14 protein-coding genes and 2 pseudogenes are annotated in these 15,568 nt (G+C 69.8%); 9 read left to right on the forward strand and 7 right to left on the reverse strand.

Translation table 11 applies throughout. The features are described 5' to 3' along the window. Nucleotides 1-35: 35 nt before the first annotated feature. From ACZ1HC_RS16500 to ACZ1HC_RS16520, 5 genes are all read right to left on the reverse strand, one after another. On the reverse strand, nt 36-1,514 hold the full coding sequence (locus tag ACZ1HC_RS16500; RefSeq protein ID WP_472701063.1) for an aldehyde dehydrogenase family protein: 1,479 nt from the start codon (nt 1,512-1,514) through the stop codon (nt 36-38). Nucleotides 1,515-1,543: 29 nt separating this feature from the next. Beyond that, nucleotides 1,544-3,004: a hypothetical protein gene (locus ACZ1HC_RS16505; RefSeq protein WP_472701064.1), complete on the reverse strand. Its 1,461-nt coding sequence runs from the start codon at nt 3,002-3,004 to the stop codon at nt 1,544-1,546. A 19-nt stretch (nt 3,005-3,023) separates the two neighbouring features. Beyond that, complete coding sequence (locus ACZ1HC_RS16510; RefSeq protein ID WP_472701065.1) at nt 3,024-4,403, reverse strand: acetyl-CoA carboxylase biotin carboxylase subunit; 1,380 nt, start codon at nt 4,401-4,403, stop codon at nt 3,024-3,026. Beyond that, a complete protein-coding gene (locus ACZ1HC_RS16515) occupies nt 4,404-4,946 on the reverse strand; it encodes an acetyl-CoA carboxylase biotin carboxyl carrier protein (protein ID WP_472701066.1) in 543 nt (180 codons plus the stop codon). Between the two features lie 68 nt (nt 4,947-5,014). Next, complete coding sequence (locus ACZ1HC_RS16520) at nt 5,015-6,160, reverse strand: CaiB/BaiF CoA transferase family protein (protein ID WP_472701067.1); 1,146 nt, start codon at nt 6,158-6,160, stop codon at nt 5,015-5,017. 358 nt (nt 6,161-6,518) lie between these two features. Here ACZ1HC_RS16520 and ACZ1HC_RS16525 point away from each other — a divergent pair, with 358 nt between their 5' ends. The 7 genes and pseudogenes from ACZ1HC_RS16525 (at nt 6,519) to ACZ1HC_RS16555 (ending at nt 12,811) form a co-directional block, all read left to right on the forward strand. Continuing rightward, a complete protein-coding gene (locus ACZ1HC_RS16525; protein ID WP_472701068.1) occupies nt 6,519-7,301 on the forward strand; it encodes a citryl-CoA lyase in 783 nt (260 codons plus the stop codon). A 49-nt stretch (nt 7,302-7,350) separates the two neighbouring features. Continuing rightward, complete coding sequence (gene dctP / locus ACZ1HC_RS16530) at nt 7,351-8,340, forward strand: TRAP transporter substrate-binding protein DctP (protein WP_472701069.1); 990 nt, start codon at nt 7,351-7,353, stop codon at nt 8,338-8,340. Between the two features lie 46 nt (nt 8,341-8,386). Continuing rightward, the gene (dctP, locus tag ACZ1HC_RS16535) at nt 8,387-9,358 is read left to right on the forward strand and encodes a TRAP transporter substrate-binding protein DctP (protein WP_472701070.1); all 972 of its coding nucleotides are present in this window, start codon (nt 8,387-8,389) and stop codon (nt 9,356-9,358) included. 104 nt (nt 9,359-9,462) lie between these two features. Then, nucleotides 9,463-10,005: a TRAP transporter small permease gene (locus tag ACZ1HC_RS16540; protein WP_472701071.1), complete on the forward strand. Its 543-nt coding sequence runs from the start codon at nt 9,463-9,465 to the stop codon at nt 10,003-10,005. Continuing rightward, nucleotides 10,002-11,312 carry a TRAP transporter large permease gene (locus tag ACZ1HC_RS16545; RefSeq protein ID WP_472701072.1) on the forward strand — a complete coding sequence of 437 codons (1,311 nt, stop codon included), beginning with the start codon at nt 10,002-10,004 and terminating at the stop codon, nt 11,310-11,312. Before ACZ1HC_RS16540 ends, ACZ1HC_RS16545 begins: the two co-directional genes overlap by 4 nt. A gap of 22 nt (nt 11,313-11,334) precedes the next feature. After that, nucleotides 11,335-12,093 carry an SDR family NAD(P)-dependent oxidoreductase gene (locus tag ACZ1HC_RS16550; protein ID WP_472701073.1) on the forward strand — a complete coding sequence of 253 codons (759 nt, stop codon included), beginning with the start codon at nt 11,335-11,337 and terminating at the stop codon, nt 12,091-12,093. A 17-nt stretch (nt 12,094-12,110) separates the two neighbouring features. After that, nucleotides 12,111-12,811 (forward strand): annotated as a pseudogene (locus tag ACZ1HC_RS16555) (isochorismatase family protein). Here ACZ1HC_RS16555 and ACZ1HC_RS16560 read toward each other — a convergent pair. After that, a complete protein-coding gene (locus ACZ1HC_RS16560; protein WP_472701115.1) occupies nt 12,792-13,331 on the reverse strand; it encodes an IclR family transcriptional regulator in 540 nt (179 codons plus the stop codon). The pseudogene ACZ1HC_RS16555 and the gene ACZ1HC_RS16560 sit on opposite strands and share 20 nt — an antisense overlap. Nucleotides 13,332-13,443: 112 nt before the next feature. Then, a pseudogene (locus ACZ1HC_RS16565) lies at nt 13,444-13,590 on the reverse strand (helix-turn-helix domain-containing protein); the annotation flags it as partial. A 193-nt stretch (nt 13,591-13,783) separates the two neighbouring features. Here ACZ1HC_RS16565 and ACZ1HC_RS16570 point away from each other — a divergent pair. Together ACZ1HC_RS16570 and ACZ1HC_RS16575 are read left to right on the forward strand one after the other, a co-directional pair. Continuing rightward, nucleotides 13,784-14,632 carry a VOC family protein gene (locus ACZ1HC_RS16570; RefSeq protein WP_472701074.1) on the forward strand — a complete coding sequence of 283 codons (849 nt, stop codon included), beginning with the start codon at nt 13,784-13,786 and terminating at the stop codon, nt 14,630-14,632. Between the two features lie 41 nt (nt 14,633-14,673). Continuing rightward, nucleotides 14,674-15,528, forward strand: a complete 855-nt coding sequence (locus ACZ1HC_RS16575) for a VOC family protein (protein ID WP_472701075.1) — start codon at nt 14,674-14,676, stop codon at nt 15,526-15,528. The last annotated feature ends 40 nt before the right edge of the window (nt 15,529-15,568 follow it).

Raw genomic sequence — 15,568 nt, forward strand, 5'->3', positions numbered from 1 at the left:
TTTCCGTCTGCGCGCCTGCCCTGGCGCGGCGCGGCTCAGCCGAAGGTGATCGCCACGGTCTTCTGCTCGGTATAGGCCAGGATCTCCTCCAGGCATTCCTCGCGGCCGATGCCCGACTGCTTGACCCCGCCGAAGGGCGCGCCGGGGTAATGGTCGGACGAATTGTTCACCCAGACATAGCCCGCCTCCAGGCGTTCGGCCGCGCGCATCGCCGTGTCCAGGTCGCGGGTCCAGATCGAGGCGGTCAGGCCGTATTCCACCGCGTTGGCCATCGCGAACATCTGCTCCTCGTCGCTCCACCGCAGGACCGACAGAAGCGGGCCGAAGACCTCTTCGCGGGCGATGCGCATGTCGGGCGTCACGTCGGCAAAGACCGTGGGCCGCACGAAGCAGCCGCCGGCAAGAGGCTCGGGCACCGGGCCGCCGGCCACCATGCGCGCGCCCTCCTGCTTGCCGGCCTCGATGTAGGACAGCACCTTCTCGTATTGGGGGCGGGTGGACATGCAGCCCATCTCGGTCTCGGCACTGGTCGGATCGCCCAGCCTGACGGCCTCGAAGGCGGCGGCCAGCCGCTCGACCACCGCATCATGGACGCTGTCATGCACGAGGACCCGGCTGGTCGAGCCGCAGGACTGCCCGCCCGTCCAGCCCAGGTTCATCCCCTTCACCGCGCCCGCCACCGCCTTGTCGATATCGGCGTCCGGCCAGATCACCAGGGCGTTCTTGCCGCCCAGTTCCAGCGTCAGCCGCTTGAGCGTCGAGGATCCCGCGCGCATCACCGCCCGGCCCGTCGCCGCCGATCCCACCAGGCTGACATTGCCGATGCCGGGATGTTCGGCCATCGCCGCGCCCAGACGGCCGTCCCCGTTCAGCACCGAGAACAGCCCGGCCGGAAGCAGATCCCCGATCAGTTCGGCGATGCGCAGGGCGGCCAGCGGCGTGTGTTCCGAGGGCTTGAAGATCACCGCGTTCCCCGCCACCAGCGGCGCGCCCATCTTCGCCAGGACGAACATCATCGGATGGTTGAAGGGGATGATGCGCGCCACCACGCCGATCGGCTCGCGGCGCACGAAGGTCATGCGCCCGCGTCCCGACGGCACGCTGTCGCCCTTCACCTCGGGGGCCAGGCCGATGAAGTATTCCAGCAGCGTGGTGCCCAGATCGACGTCGAACAGCATCCCCTTCAGCGGGTTGCCGCAGTCGATGGCGTCCAGCATGGCAAGGTCGTCGCGATGGGCGCGGATGCGGTCGACCACGTCGCGCAGGATGCGCGCGCGCGCCAGGGGCGGCAGGGCGGCCCAGTCGCGCTGCGCCTGCCGCGCGGCGTCCACGGCGCGGTCCAGGTCGGCCGCGTCGGCGGCCGCGACCGTGCCCAGATCCTGCCCGGTGGCCGGAGAGGTGACCGAAAGGCGCCCGCCGGCGACCGGGTCGTGCCAGGCGCCGCCGTAATACAGCCCGCGCTGCGCGGGAAAGACGCCGGGATGGGCGTCGCGGGGATTGATCAGGGCATTCATCGGCTTGTTCCTGTTCTGGGTTGTCATGGTCACGCCGTGCCGCGCAACCGGACCGAAACCCCGCCGGCGCTGAAGGACACCTCGCGGCGCCCCTCGATCCGGGCAAGGCGTTCGACGATGTCGACCAGCGAACTGCCATGCAGGGGTTCGGCCTGGGGTTCGGGAAGCCGCCGCATCTGGTCCACCGCGTCGGCATCCACGTAGAAGCGGGTGATCAGTTCCTCGTCGGTCAGGCCCTGGCCGAACCTGGCCCGGATCTCCTGCAGGGACGGTTCCTCGAAGACGTGGCCGGCCAGCTGGCGCGCCCGGGGCCGGTCCAGGATGCGGTCGCGCACGTCCGGGTCGATATGCTCCAGGGCCTCGCGGCCCCACCAGCCAAGCGCATAGCCGATGATCTCGTCCGTGACCTGGCCATAGCGCGTCCCGGTGATGACGTTGATGGCGGCCTGGGTGCCGACGAACTGGGACAGCGGCGTGACCATGATCGGATAGCCCAGATCGGCCCGCACCCGCCCGGCTTCCTCGCGGGTGGCGTCCAGCCGGTCGGCCATGCCCACCTTGGCCAGCTGGAAGGCCAGGTTCGAGATCATGCCGCCGGGGATCTGGTGGGCATAGATCGTGTGGTCGTATTCGACGGGCTGGCCGATCGGCAGGCCGTCCCGCCGGGCGATGCGGGTCAGGAACTCGGACACCTCCTCGAGCGGGGCGAAGTCCAGGGGAACGTCGTGGCCCAGGGCGCGCAGGTTGCGCACCACGCCGAACACCGAGGGCTGGGACGATCCGTTGGCCAGCGGCGGGACGGCGGTGTGGATGTGGCGGACGCCCATCCGGGCGGCCTCGACGGCGTTGTAGGGGCCCATGCCGTTGTTGCAGTGGTTGTGGAACTCGATCGGGATGTCGCCGGCCGCCTCCTGGACCAGCGGCAGCAGCACGGCCAGCCGGTCGGGGGTCAGCAGGCCGCCCACGTCCTTGAAGCACAGCCGATAGGGCCGCATCGCCGCGGCCTTGCGCACCCGGCCGATGAAATACTCGTCGGTGTGGCGGGGCGAGATGGAATAGATCAGGTTGATGACCGATTCCATGCCCATCGCCCGCATGGTGTCGTGTTCCTCGTGCAGCGTGTCGAAGTCGTTCCAGGGATCCGAGATCCGGGCATGGGTGATGCCGGCGTCGATGACCTTCTGCACCAGCAGCTTGCCGATCGCCTCGGGGACCTTGCCGATGCCGGTGCGATAGCCGCCGTGCAGGCGCAGCTGCGTCCGGCTGGCGCGCTTCACGCCCAGGCGAAGCCACTGGAAGATGTCCTCGTTCAGGTCGCGCAGCGACTTCTTGATCTGCGCGGCCGGCACGATGAACTCGATGGCCTCGTAGCCTGCCCGGTCCAGACGCTCGAGCGCGGTCAGCATGACCCCGGTGCGCATGTTCAGCGCCCAGAGGCTCTGCTGGCCGTCGCGGATGGTCGTGTCGATGATCCTGATGTCGTCGCTCATGCCGTCTTCCCCCCGTCTTTCATCCTTGCGACCGCGATGGCGCCGCCGCGCCGAACCGCTCGACCGCCGCCTCGAGCCATCGCGTGTTGATCCGGCCGGCCCGATAGTCCGGGTCGGAAATGACGCTGCGCAGGAAGGGGACGGTGGTCTCCACCCCCTCGACCTGGATTCCGGCAAGCGCCGCAGCCATGCGCGAGACCGCCTGGGCCCGGTCGGGCGCGTGGACGATCAGCTTGGCCAGCATGGAATCGTACCAGGGCGAGACCAGCCAGCCGGCCTCGGCATGGGTGTCCACGCGCACCCCGAAGCCGCCCGGCATCGTCCAGCGGGTGATCCGGCCCGGCGTCGGGGCGAAGTTGCGCAGCGGCGATTCGGCGTTGATGCGGCATTCGATCGCGTGCCCGTGAAAGCCGATGTCGGCCTGGGTCAGATCCAGCCGCTCGCCTGCGGCGATGCGCAGCTGCGCGGCCACGATGTCGATGCCGGTGATCATCTCGGTCACCGGATGCTCGACCTGGACGCGGGTGTTCATCTCCAGAAAGAAGAAGGCCTCGCGGTCGGCATCGACGATGAACTCGACCGTGCCGGCGCTGCGATAGCCGATCCGCCGCGCCAGCGTCACCGCCGCCTCGTGCAGGCCCTCGCGCAGGGCGGGCGTCAGGCCGAAGTCGGGAGCCTCCTCGACCATCTTCTGATAGCGGCGCTGCAGCGAACAGTCCCGCGCCCCCAGATGCAGCACCGTGCCCTGGCCGTCCGACAGCACCTGGACCTCGACGTGGCGGGCGTTCTCGATGTAGCGCTCGATGAACAGGGCGTTGTCGCCGAAGGCCGCCTGCGCCTCGGACGAGGCGTTGGCGAAGGCCGCGGCCAGCTCGTCGGGATGGCGCACGATGCGGATGCCGCGGCCGCCGCCGCCGGCCGCCGCCTTGAACAGCAGCGGAAAGCCCACCGACCCGGCGATCTGGCGCGCCTCGTCCACCGAATGCAGGCGCGGGGATCCCTCGGCCAGGGGGACCTCGGCCTCGACGGCAAGGCGCCGCGCCTCGAGCTTGTTGCCCATCGCCCGGATGTTGTCGGGGGTGGGGCCGACGAAGACCAGCCCGGCCGCCTCGACATCGGCGGCGAAGGCGGCGTTCTCGGACAGGAAGCCGTATCCGGGATGGACCGCGTCACAGCCGGTCCCCTGGGCCGCGGCGATGATCCGGGCGCCGTCCAGATAGCTTTTGGCGGCCGCGGCGGGCCCGATCACCACGGCCCTGTCGGCCAGCCGGGCGGCCATCGAATGGCGGTCCGCCTCGGACACGCCGGCCACCGTCTCGATCCCCAGGGACCGGGCGGCGCGGATCACGCGCACCGCGATCTCGCCGCGGTTTGCGATGAACACCCTGCGCAGCGCCATTCAGGCACCGTCCGGGCGCACGAGGAAGATCGCCTGCCCGAATTCGACGAAATCGCCGTTTTCGACCAGCCGCCTGACGACGGTGCCGGACACGCCCGCGGGGACCGTGTTGAACACCTTCATCACCTCGATGATGCCGACGGTGGCCTCGGCGTCGATGGTCTGGCCCGGCGTCACGAAGGGCTCGGCCCCCGGCTCGGGCGCGGTGTAGAAGATGCCGACGATCGGGGCGGTGATCTCGATCAGGCTGTCGTCGGGCAGCGCCTGGGGCGCCGGGGCCGCGGCCGGTGCGGCTGCCGGGGCGGGCGCCGGTGCAGCGGCGGCCGGGGCGGCAGGGGCGGGCGCCGGTGCAGCGGCGGCCGGGGCGGCAGGGGCGGGCGCGGCTGCGGCGGGCTGGGGCTGCGGCTGGACCGGATCGGCCCCAAGCGCGCCGTTGCGGCTCAGCGCGATGCGCAGCTCTCCGTCGTCGATCCGTATCTCGTCGAAGGACGATTTCTCGACCAGCTCCAGGATGCGGCTGATCTCCTCGGCGGTGATGGGCATGTGACCTCTCTTTCCTCCTCATGTCCGATGTCCGGCGCCAGCGGCATCGGCCGCGGGTCCGCCCGGGCTCAGGGCGTCGCGGTGGTGACGGCCCGGATTTCGCTGTCCGCCAGGCCGCAGTCGCGCAGCACCTCGGTGTTGTGTTCGCCCAGCAGCGGCACCGGGCGGTCGGCCGGGTCGGGAACGGCGCCGGTGGTGGCGAAGCCGCGCCCGACCAGCCGGGTGGCCCGCGGTCCCCGGCCGAAGACCGACACCAGGTTCTGCGACTGCACGTGCGGATCCGCCAGGGCCTCGTCCAGGCGGTGGATCGGCGCGCAGGGAACGTCCGCCGCCCGCAGCATCCCCAGCCATTCCGCGCGCGGCCGGGTGGCGATGGTGCGCTGCAGTTCGGCGCGCAGGGCGTCGTAGTTGGCATGGCGCCGCGTGCGCGGGTTGAAGCGCGGGTCGCTGTCCAGATCCTGCCGGTCCAGCACCCCCAGCAGCGCCGACCAGAACTTCGGAAGCGAGGACAGGTGGATCGCCAGGGCGCCGCCGTCCGCCGCCACGAAGGCATAGGACTGCGAGACATGCGCCCGCGAGGTGCGGTCGGGAACCGCCCCGTTGGCCAGGTATTCGGCGACGGCATGGGGCTGGAAGGCCAGGCTGGCGGCCAGCATGCTGACCTCGAGGTGCTGGCCCTGGCCGCCGTTGGCCCCGCGCGCCACAAGCGCGCCCAGGATGGCCTGCGCCGCGTAGAGCCCGGTCAGCTGATCCGAGATCGGCGGCCCGACCGCTTCGGGCGCCGCCATGTCGGTCAGCTGGCTCCACAATCCGCTGCGCGCCTGGGCGATGGCGTCATAGGTCGGCAGATCCCGGTCCGGCCCGGTGCTGCCCAGCCCCGAGATCGAGCAATAGACCAGGCCGGGAAACTCCGCGCAGAGCCGTTTCGGCCCGATCCCCGATTCGTCGAGGATGCCGGGGCGAAAGTTGTCGATCACCACATCCGCGCGGGCCACCAGGCGCAGATAGGCCTGCCGGCCCGATTCGCTGCGCGTCTCCAGCGTCACGCTGCGCTTGCCGCGGTTGTAGGCCGCGAACGAGGGGGCGATGGCGTCGTCCGAACCGGCCCAGCCGCGGAAGGGATCGCCGCGGCCCGGCATCTCGACCTTCACCACGTCCGCGCCCATGTCCGCCAGCAGCATCCCCGCGAAGGGGCCGCTGATGACATTCGCCATTTCGATGATCTCGTATGCCCTCCAGCATCTGATGGCCTCCCTGCCAGCATCTGCAGTCCGGGATCCGGGCGTCTTGCGGCGCGCGGATCCCCGGGCGCATTATCACGAGCCTGCGCCCGCAATGGCAAGGAGCCTGGCCGCGGCCTGAGGCCGTTATCTCATTATCAAAGAATCGGACGCCGTAACCGGCGGGAATGTCTGCCATTTCCGTGACGCCTGCCGGGGAAGGCGTGGTATTCTCTTTAATTGATAAGCCGGGCCGGGGGCCAGATTGACAGGTCGGCCCCTTATGCGGTCGGGTTGGGCAGGGCGGTCGCGGCGCGTCGCGCCGCCATGAGGGGGCCTTGGGGGGACAGGGATGCGCGTAGGACAGGCCCGCGGCCAGAGTGCGATATCGACCGCCGACGAGACCTCGGTCACGGTCCGCGGGCTGGATCTGGCCCGGGATCTGATGCCTCAGGCCAGCTTTTCGGAATTCTACTTCATCCTCGTGGCCGGCAGGAGGCCCAGCGACATCGAGCGCCGCCTTCTGGACGCGACGCTGATCTCGATCGCCGAACACGGCCTGACGCCCAGCGTCGCGGCGGCCCGCATGACGCTGGCGGCCGCGCCCGAGGCGCTGCAGGGCGCGGTGGCCGCGGGGATCCTGGGCTGCGGCAGCAAGGTCCTGGGGACCGCCTCGGAGGCCGCCGTGCTGTTGCAGCAGGGGGTCGAGGCCAGCGGCGGCGATCCCGACCGGCTGGCCGGAGAGGCCGCCGCGGCGGTGGGCCGGATCCGGGCCGAACGCAGGCTGCTGCCGGGCTTCGGCCATCCGCTGCACCGGCAGGGGGACCCGCGCGCCCAGAGCCTGTTCGACCTGGCGCAGAGCCTGGGGACATCGGGCCTGCACTGCCGCTATGCCGCCGAACTGGAACGGGCCGCCGGCGCGGCCTTCGGGCGGCCGATGGTGCTGAACGTGTCCTGCGCCATACCGGCGGTGCTGCTGGACGTGGGCTTTCCGGCCCGGGCCATGCGGGGCATCCCGATCCTGGCGCGGACCGCCGGCCTGATCGCGCATCTGGTCGAGGAAATGGAGCATCCCGCGGGCTTCGCGATGGCCGGGGCGGCCGCCGAGGCCGTGGATTACCGGCCCGGACACTAGCCGGCCAGCCAGGCCCGCGCCCGGGTCCCGGCAAAAGGAGGAGGCGACGATGGACAGACGAACGGCAATCCTGTCTGGCGCGGCCGCGGCGGCGGCGGCGCCGCTGCTGTCGCGGCCGGCCCGCGCGCAGGGCCAGGAACTGCGCCTGCTGACCGGCTGGGACGACCGCTCCGAGGTGGTCATCCAGGTGGTCGATCCGCTGATGGCGGCGCTTGTGGCCGGGGCGGGGCAGGGCACCAGCGTCCGGCGCTTCGGCCCCGAGACCATCCCGCCCTTCGAGCAGCTCGACCCGGTGGGGCGCGGCGTCTTCGACCTGCTGTTCACCAACGGCGCCTATCACTACAACCAGAGCGCGGTCGCCATGGCGGTCGAGGCCTTCGACGTCACCCCCCAGACGCTGCGCGAGTCCGGCCTGTGGGACTATGTGGACAGCCATTACCAGCAGTTCGGGGTCAAGCTTCTGGCCTATCTGGTCGATCCCAACGGCTACAACCTGATCCTGAAGGAGCCCCTGGCCGACAGCGCGCTTGCCGGCCGCCGGATCCGCGGGACGCCGGTCTATCATCCGCTGATCGAAGCCCTGGGCGGGGCGCCGGTCGTGCTGCCGGCCAGCGAGATCTATCCGGCCCTGGAACGCGGTGTCGTCGATGGCGCCGCCTGGCCGCTGGTCGGGCCCTACGGTTTCCGCTGGTTCGAGGTGTCCCGCTACATGATGCGGCCGGCCTTCGGGCGGGTCGGCTATCCGGTCTTCATCAGCCTGGCGCGGTGGGAGGCGCTGCCCCAGGCTCAGCGCGACGGCCTGATGCAGGCGGGCGCGGAGTTCGAACGCTCGGTCGGCGCCATCTTCGATGCGATGGTCGCCGCCGAGGAGGCGGCCCTTGTCAACGAGGGGATGGAGGTGACCCGGCTTGACGAGGCGCGCGTGGCGACGATCGCCACCGCCTGGTCGGAAGGCGTGCTGGCCCTGGCGGCCCAGCAGAACCCCGACGAGATCGCCCGGATGACCGAGATCGGCCGGACGGCCGGGCTGCTGCCCTGAGGCGCGGCCGCATGAACTGGACAAGAAAACAGGGAGGACGCTGAGGATGAGGAAATTCGTGGCAATGCTGGCGGGCGCGATCGGGCTGGCCCAGGTCGGCGCCGCCGCCGCCGAGGAACTGCGGCTGCTGGCCAGCTGGGACACCAGCTATGCGCCCGTCGAGGCGGTGATCGACCCGCTGATGGACAAGATCACCGAGGCCACGGACGGCGCGCTGACGGTGACGCGCTTCGGCCCCGAGACGATCCCGCCCTTCGAGCAGCTCGATCCCGTCGCGCGCGGGGCCTTCGACCTGCTGGTGACGAACGGCGCCTATCACTACAACCAGACGGCCGCCTCGATGGCCCTCGAGGCGCTGACCGCGGATTCCGCCAGCCTGCGCTCCTCGGGGATCTTCGATGCCGTGGACGCGCATTACCAGACGCTGGGCCTGAAGCTGCTGGGCTTTCTCTATGACCACGGCGGCTATCACATCCTGCTGCGCCAGCCGCTGGGCGAGAACCTGTTCGAGGGGCTGCGCATCCGGGGCACGCCGGTCTATCACCCGGTCATCGAGGCCCTGGGCGGCGCGCCGGTGGTCCTGCCCGCCTCCGAGATCTATCCCTCTCTCGAACGCGGGGTCGTCGAGGGCGCGGCCTGGCCCACCATCGGCGCCGTGGGCTTTCGCTGGTTCGAGGTGGCGGACTACATGATGCGCCCCTCGTTCGGGCTGGGCGGCTATCCGGTGCTGATGAACCTCGACCGCTGGAACTCTCTGGACCAGGCGACGCAGGAGAAGATCCTGCAGGCCGTCGAGGCCTACGAGCCCGAGGCCGCCCAACGCTTCGCCGAGGTCGGCAAGGCCGAGAACGAGACCCTGGCCCAGGAGGGGATGCAGATCACCCAGCTGCCCGAGGACATCGTCCCCGTCGTGAACAAGGCCTGGTACGAGGGGGTCATGGCCCTGTCCGAACAGCAGGATCCCGAACTGATCGCCGAGGTGAAGCGCCTGGGCGCCGAGGCCGGCCTGACGCCCTGATCCCCCTGCCGACGGCGATGCGGCCCGAAACCGGGCCGCATCGGCACCCCCGCCTTGCCGGATGCCTGAACTGGCGGCGCCGGCGATCGAACCAGAGAAAGATCATGAGTCCACAACACACGCGAAGCCCCGCATTGTCGCGTCTTCTGGCGCTGCACGACGCCGTGTCGCGGGCCGCCTGGTACAGCGCGGCGATCGCCCTGGGCGTGGTGGTGGCGATTTTCACCTACGAGGTCATCAGCCGGTATCTGCTGGCCGCCCCGACCCTCTGGGCCAGCGATGTCGTGGCCTTCCTGCTGCTGGCGACCGTCTTTCTGGCGGCGCCCTGGCTGGCGCGGACCCAGGGGCATGTGGCGGTGACGATCCTGCCCGATCTTCTGCCCCCGGGCGCGCAGCGCGCGGTGGTCGCGGCGGGGTATCTGGTCGGGGCCGCGGTCTGCTTCTGGGCGGCCTGGATGTGCGTGACGGAAACCGTGCTGCTTCAGGGGCGCGGCACCATGACCCTGACCAGCTTCCGCATTCCGAAATGGTGGCTGATGGTGGTGATGTCCTACGGGCTTGCGGATTGCGGCCTGCAATTCATCCGCGCCGCGGCCGCAAGGCTGGCCGACGGACGCGCCGGCGTTCCCTCCGGAGGTGCGTCTTGACCTCCGGCATCGCCGCCACCGCGATCGGCATGGGGGGCCTGCTTCTGCTGATGGTCACCGGGATGCCGGTCTTCGTGGCCTTCATGATCGTGAACCTCGTCGCCGTGGGCCTCATCATCGGCGAGGCCGGCTTCGGCATGTTCGTCAACAGCCTGTTCGAGACCACCACGACGCTGTCGCTGGTCACGGTGCCCCTGTTCATCCTGATGGGCGAGATCCTGTTCCGCAGCAGCGCCGTGGACGTGGTGCTGGGGGCGGTGGACCGGCTGCTGGGCAAGGTCCGGGGGCGGCAATACATCCTCAGCATCCTGCTGGCGGCGATCTTTTCCACGCTGTCGGGGGCGGCCATGGGCGTGGCCGCCATGCTGGGCCGGTCGCTGCTGCCCAGCATGATCCAGCGGGGCTACGATCCGCGTCTGGCCGCCGGCAACATCGTGGCGGGCGCCAGCCTGGCGCCGCTGATCCCGCCCAGCGTCCTGACCATCATCATCGGCACGCTGGCCGGGGTGTCGATCTCGGGCCTGCTGGTGGCGGGCATCCTGCCCGGGCTGATGCTGGCCGGCATCTTCATCCTTTATACGCTTCTGCGCATCATGCGCGATCCGTCGCTGGCGCCGGTCGATTCCGGCCCGAACCGCAGGCTGACCTTCGGCGACGTGGTCAGGTCGGTGGTCGATCTGCTGCCCTTCACCGCCATCATCATCATGGTGATGGGGCTGATCCTGGCCGGGGTCGCCACGCCGACCGAAGCCGGGGCGATGGGGGTGCTGGGGGCGATCTTCGCCGCCGCGGTCAACCGCCGCCTGACGCTGGGGCTGATGTGGGAATCGCTCACCTCGACGGCGCTGATTTCCGGGATGATCCTGATGATCATGGCCAGCTCGAAGCTGTTCAGCCAGCTTCTGGCCTTTTCCGGCGGGGCCACGGCGGTCACCAACCTGGTGGTCGGGGTGGATCTGCCGCCGCTGGTCATGCTCGTGATCCTGCTGGCGCTGCCTTTCGTGCTGTGCATGTTCGTCGATCAGATCGCCATCATGCTGATCGTGATCCCGATCTATCTGCCCGTCGTCCAGCACCTGGGCTTCGACCCGATTTGGTTCTGGTGCCTGTTTCTGGTCAACATCACGATCGGGGGGATCACGCCGCCCTTCGGCTACACGCTCTTCGCGCTCAAGGGCGCCTGGGCCGAAGGCAGCCTTGCCCTGGTCTTTTCCGCGGCCTGGCCCTTCGTCTTCCTGTTCGTCCTGGGGATCGCGATCATGATCGCCTTCCCCTCGATCGTGACCTTCCTGCCGTCGCTGATCTGACCAACCGCCAAGGAGACCCCCGATGCAAGGAACCGACCGAAAGGCCATCATGATCACCGGCGCCGGGCAGGGCATCGGCCGCCATTTCGCCGAGCGTCTGGCCCGCGAGGGCCACCGGATCGCGGTCGTCGATGTGCGCGCCGACGCCGCGCAGGCCGTGGCCGATGCCATCGCCGCCACCGGCGCCGAGGCCCTGGCCTTCGGCGTGGACATCACCGACGACGCGGCGGTGGCCGGCGCCGTGGGCGACATCGCGGCGCGCCTGGGCGGGCTTGATGTGCTGATCAACAACGCCTCGATCTTCTCGACCCTGAAGATGCGGCCCTTCTACGAGATCCCGCTGGAGGAATGGCGCAAGGTGATCGACGTCAACCTGACCGGGGGGTTCATCTGCGCCCGCCATGCCATCGCCCCGATGCGGGCGGCGGGCTGGGGGCGGATCGTCAACATCGCCTCGGCCGTGGTGCCGATGGGGCGCGCGAACTATCTGCACTATGTCGCCTCGAAGGCCGGGGTGGTGGGGATGACGCGGGCCATGGCGCGCGAACTGGGCGGCTTCGGGATCACCGTGAACGCGATCCTGCCCGGCGCCGTCGAGACCGAGATCGAGCGCGAGACCGTCACCCCCGAGCAGCGGGCCGCCTTCATCGCGCAGCGCAGCCTGCCGCGCGCCCAGGTCCCGCAGGATCTGGGCGGGGTGGTGTCCTTTCTCATCTCGCAGGATGCGGGGTTCATGACCGGGCAAAGCCTGATCGTGGACGGCGGGATGATCTTCAACTGACCGGGGGGAACGGCGCCATGACGACGCAGGGCAGGACCGCGCAGGACAGGACGGCCCCGGACACCCAGGGGCGGACCTTCGGCAACAGCATCGGCTTCGGCAGCCGCCCGGCGGTCCTGGTCATCGACCTGTGCCGCGCCTTCACCGATCCGCGCCGCCCGCTGGGCGTGGACTGCACCGCGGTGATCGCGCAGACCAACCGCATCCTGCGCGCGGCCCGCGACGCCGGCCATCCGGCGATCTTCTCGACCGTGCGCTATGACAGCCCGGACTTCTCGGATGCCGGCATCTGGGGCCGCAAGATCGGCGGCCATACCGACCTGGGCGCCCGGGGCGACGGCCCCGAGATCGACCCCCGGCTGGAGATGGCGCCCGCCGACACGCTGCTGGTCAAGAAATACGCCTCGTGCTTCTTCGGCACCGATCTGGCCAGCCGCCTGGTGTCCCGGGGGTGGACACGCTGGTGATCTGCGGCGTCACCACCAGCGGCTGCGTGCGCGCCTCGACGGTCGATGCGATCCAGCACGGGTTCCGCCCCATCGTCGTCCCCGAGGCGGTGGGCGACCGCTGGCCCGACGCCCACGACCAGTCGCTGCGCGACATGGCGGCGAAATACGCCGATCTCGCGGGGGCCGATGCGGTGATCGAGGCGCTGTCGCGGCCCGGCCGGGCGGCGGCCGGGGACGGATCGCCGCAGCTCAGGGGCAGCGGAACCTGATCTGCTGTTCGTCAAGCCCGTAGGAGGACAGCTCGCGCCCGATGGCCGCGGCCGTGCGCATCACCTCCGAGGCGACCATCCCGAAGACCGACGGCTCGATCCGGCTGGACGGGCCCGAGCAGGAAATCGCCGCCACCGGCCTGTCGCGCACGAAGATCGGGGCGGCGATGCAGCGCAGGCCGATCTCGAACTCCTCGTCGTCGATCGAATACCCGCAGGCGCGGATCTTCTCGAGCTCGGCCAGGAACGCCTCGGGGGTGGTGATGGTGCGGGGCGTCAGGGGGTGGAAGGTCCCGCCGCCCATGTAGCGCTCGACCTCGGCGGGCGGCATGAAGGCCAGCAGGGCCTTGCCGACCCCGGTGCAATAGGCTTCCAGCGTGGTGCCGACGATGGTCGAGATGTGCAGGCTGCGCGGCGCCTGGGCCTTGACGATGTATTGTACCATGTCGTCGACGAAGGTGGCCACGTGGACGGTCTCGCGCAGGGTGTGGCACAGGCTTTCGGAATGGCGGCTGAACATGGCCAGCACGTCGGGGATCCGCGGCGTCTGGGGCGCCGCGCGCAGCAGGGCACCGCCCAGCGAATAGCGCTTGTCGTCGTCCCGTTCCAGGGCGCCGACCAGAAACCAGCGTCTTGAGGAACCGGTGCGCGGTGGGTACCGTCATCCCCGTCTGCCGGGCCGCCTCGCCCAGGGTCATCCCGTCGCGTTCGCCCGCGATCAGCGTCAGCAGGCGAAAGGCCTTCACCACGGATTCGTTGGTCGGCGTGGCCATGTGCATCCCCCGTCATGCTTTTTCCCTAGGGGGTTTCTTAATATCCGGAAGTCCGGCTTGCAACTATTGACAGATCCGGGACCCGGCGTAATTTGACGCCCATAGCGCAGCGCCGGGAGAGAAGGCGGCATGACGCATGACGAAGCGGCGGGCGGCGCGGCTGCCCAGGCACGACATCCCGGGGGAGGGATCTTGCACAATGCAATCTGCTGACATCGCATTCGTGCGGCTGGCGACGGCCGATGTGGACGGCCATGCGGCCTTCGCGGGGGACATGATCGGCCTCCAGGCCGTCCCCGGCGGCGACGGAGAGGCCTGGTTCCGTTCGGACATCCGCCGCCGCACCCTGGTCTTCACCCCCGACGGGCCGTCGTCGGTGGGCATCGCCTTCCACGACCCCGAACACCTGGATCTGATCGCCGAGAAGCTGCAGGAGGCGGGCCATTCCGTCGAGCGCCACGACCGCGCGGCCTGCGACCGGCTGTTCGTGCGCAAGGGCATCAGGGTGTCGGACCCCTCGGGCAACGTCATCGACCTGGTGCAGGGCCCGCATCATTCCGGCATCCGCTTCTTTCCGCAGCGCGACAACGGGATCCTGGGGCTGGAGGGCGTCGCCCTGCGCTCGACCTCTCCGGAGCGCGATCTGCCGTTCTGGCGCGACATGCTGGGCTTCGAATTGCGCGACCGGGTGGGCGAGATCGTCTATCTGGGCACCGACAGCCTGCATCACCGCATCGCCCTCTATCCCTCGGACCGGCCGGGGATCCTGGCCATCAACTTCGCGGTCGAGGATCTCGAGCTGGTGATGCAGAACAAGTATCACCTTCAGTCCCGGCAGGTCCGGCTTCCCTTCGGGCCGGGGCGGCAGGCCGCATCGGGCCAGATCTTCCTGATGGCCGAGGGGCCCGAACGCCTGCTCTACAGCCTCGTGACCGAAACCGCGCAGGTCGATCCGGCGCGGCACCGTCCGCGCCAGTTCGCCGCCGACCCGCGCTCGCTCTGCTCCTGGGGGTCCAGGGCGCAGGGCGTGGCGGAACTGGAACTCTAGCCCGGGCCGCCATCCGGCCGCCGCACAAGAGGAGATGAGACATGATCGAACTCAAGGACGTCTGCTACGCCCGTCTGGGCACGCGGGATCTGGAGGGCGCCACGACCTTCGCCACCGAGTTCCTGGGACTCGAGGTGGCCGAGCGGCGCCGTGACGCCGTCTATTTCAGGTCCGACGAACGCGGCCACACGCTGTGCTATTTCGAGGGCGACCCCGAGGACCAGACCGTGGCCTTCGAGGTCGAGGACGAGGCGGCGCTGCTGGCGGCCGCCGACACCCTGGACCGCATGAACCACCGCGTCGAGCGCGGCACCGCCGACGAATGCGCCCGCCGCAAGGTCAAGGACTTCGTCGCCTTCCGCGATCCGACCGGCAACAGGATCGAGCTGGCCGTCCGCCCCGAGCGCAGCGGAAAGCGCTACTTCGCCACCCGCGACGCCGGCATCACCGGCTTCAGCCATGTCGGCCTTTACACCACCGACCCGGTCCGCGACGAGGCCTTCTGGACCCAGGTCTGCAACGCCCGGGTCAGCGACCGGATCGGGGACATCCCGCTGATGCGCGTGAACGAGATCCACCACACGATCGCGCTGCTGGCATCCGACAAGGCCGGCGTCCAGCACATCAACCATCAGGTCACGAACAACGACGACATCCTGCGGTCCTATCACTTCCTGGCCGATCGCAACGTCGAGATCGTCTTCGGACCGGGGCGCCACCCGACCTCGGGGGCGCGGTTCCTGTACTTCAAGGGCCCCGACGGGATGGTTTACGAATACTCGGTCGGCGTCGATGCCATCGCGGACGAGGACAGCCACCAGCCGCGGCAGTTCGGCTTCGAGCCGACCAGCCTGTGCAAGTGGGGGTCCAAGCCGCAACCCGCCTTCCGCCGCTAACCCAGGGGCTTCGGGGCTGCACGCCCTTCTCAGGAAAGGA

Source organism: Paracoccus sp. BR5-17 (assembly GCF_055693925.1).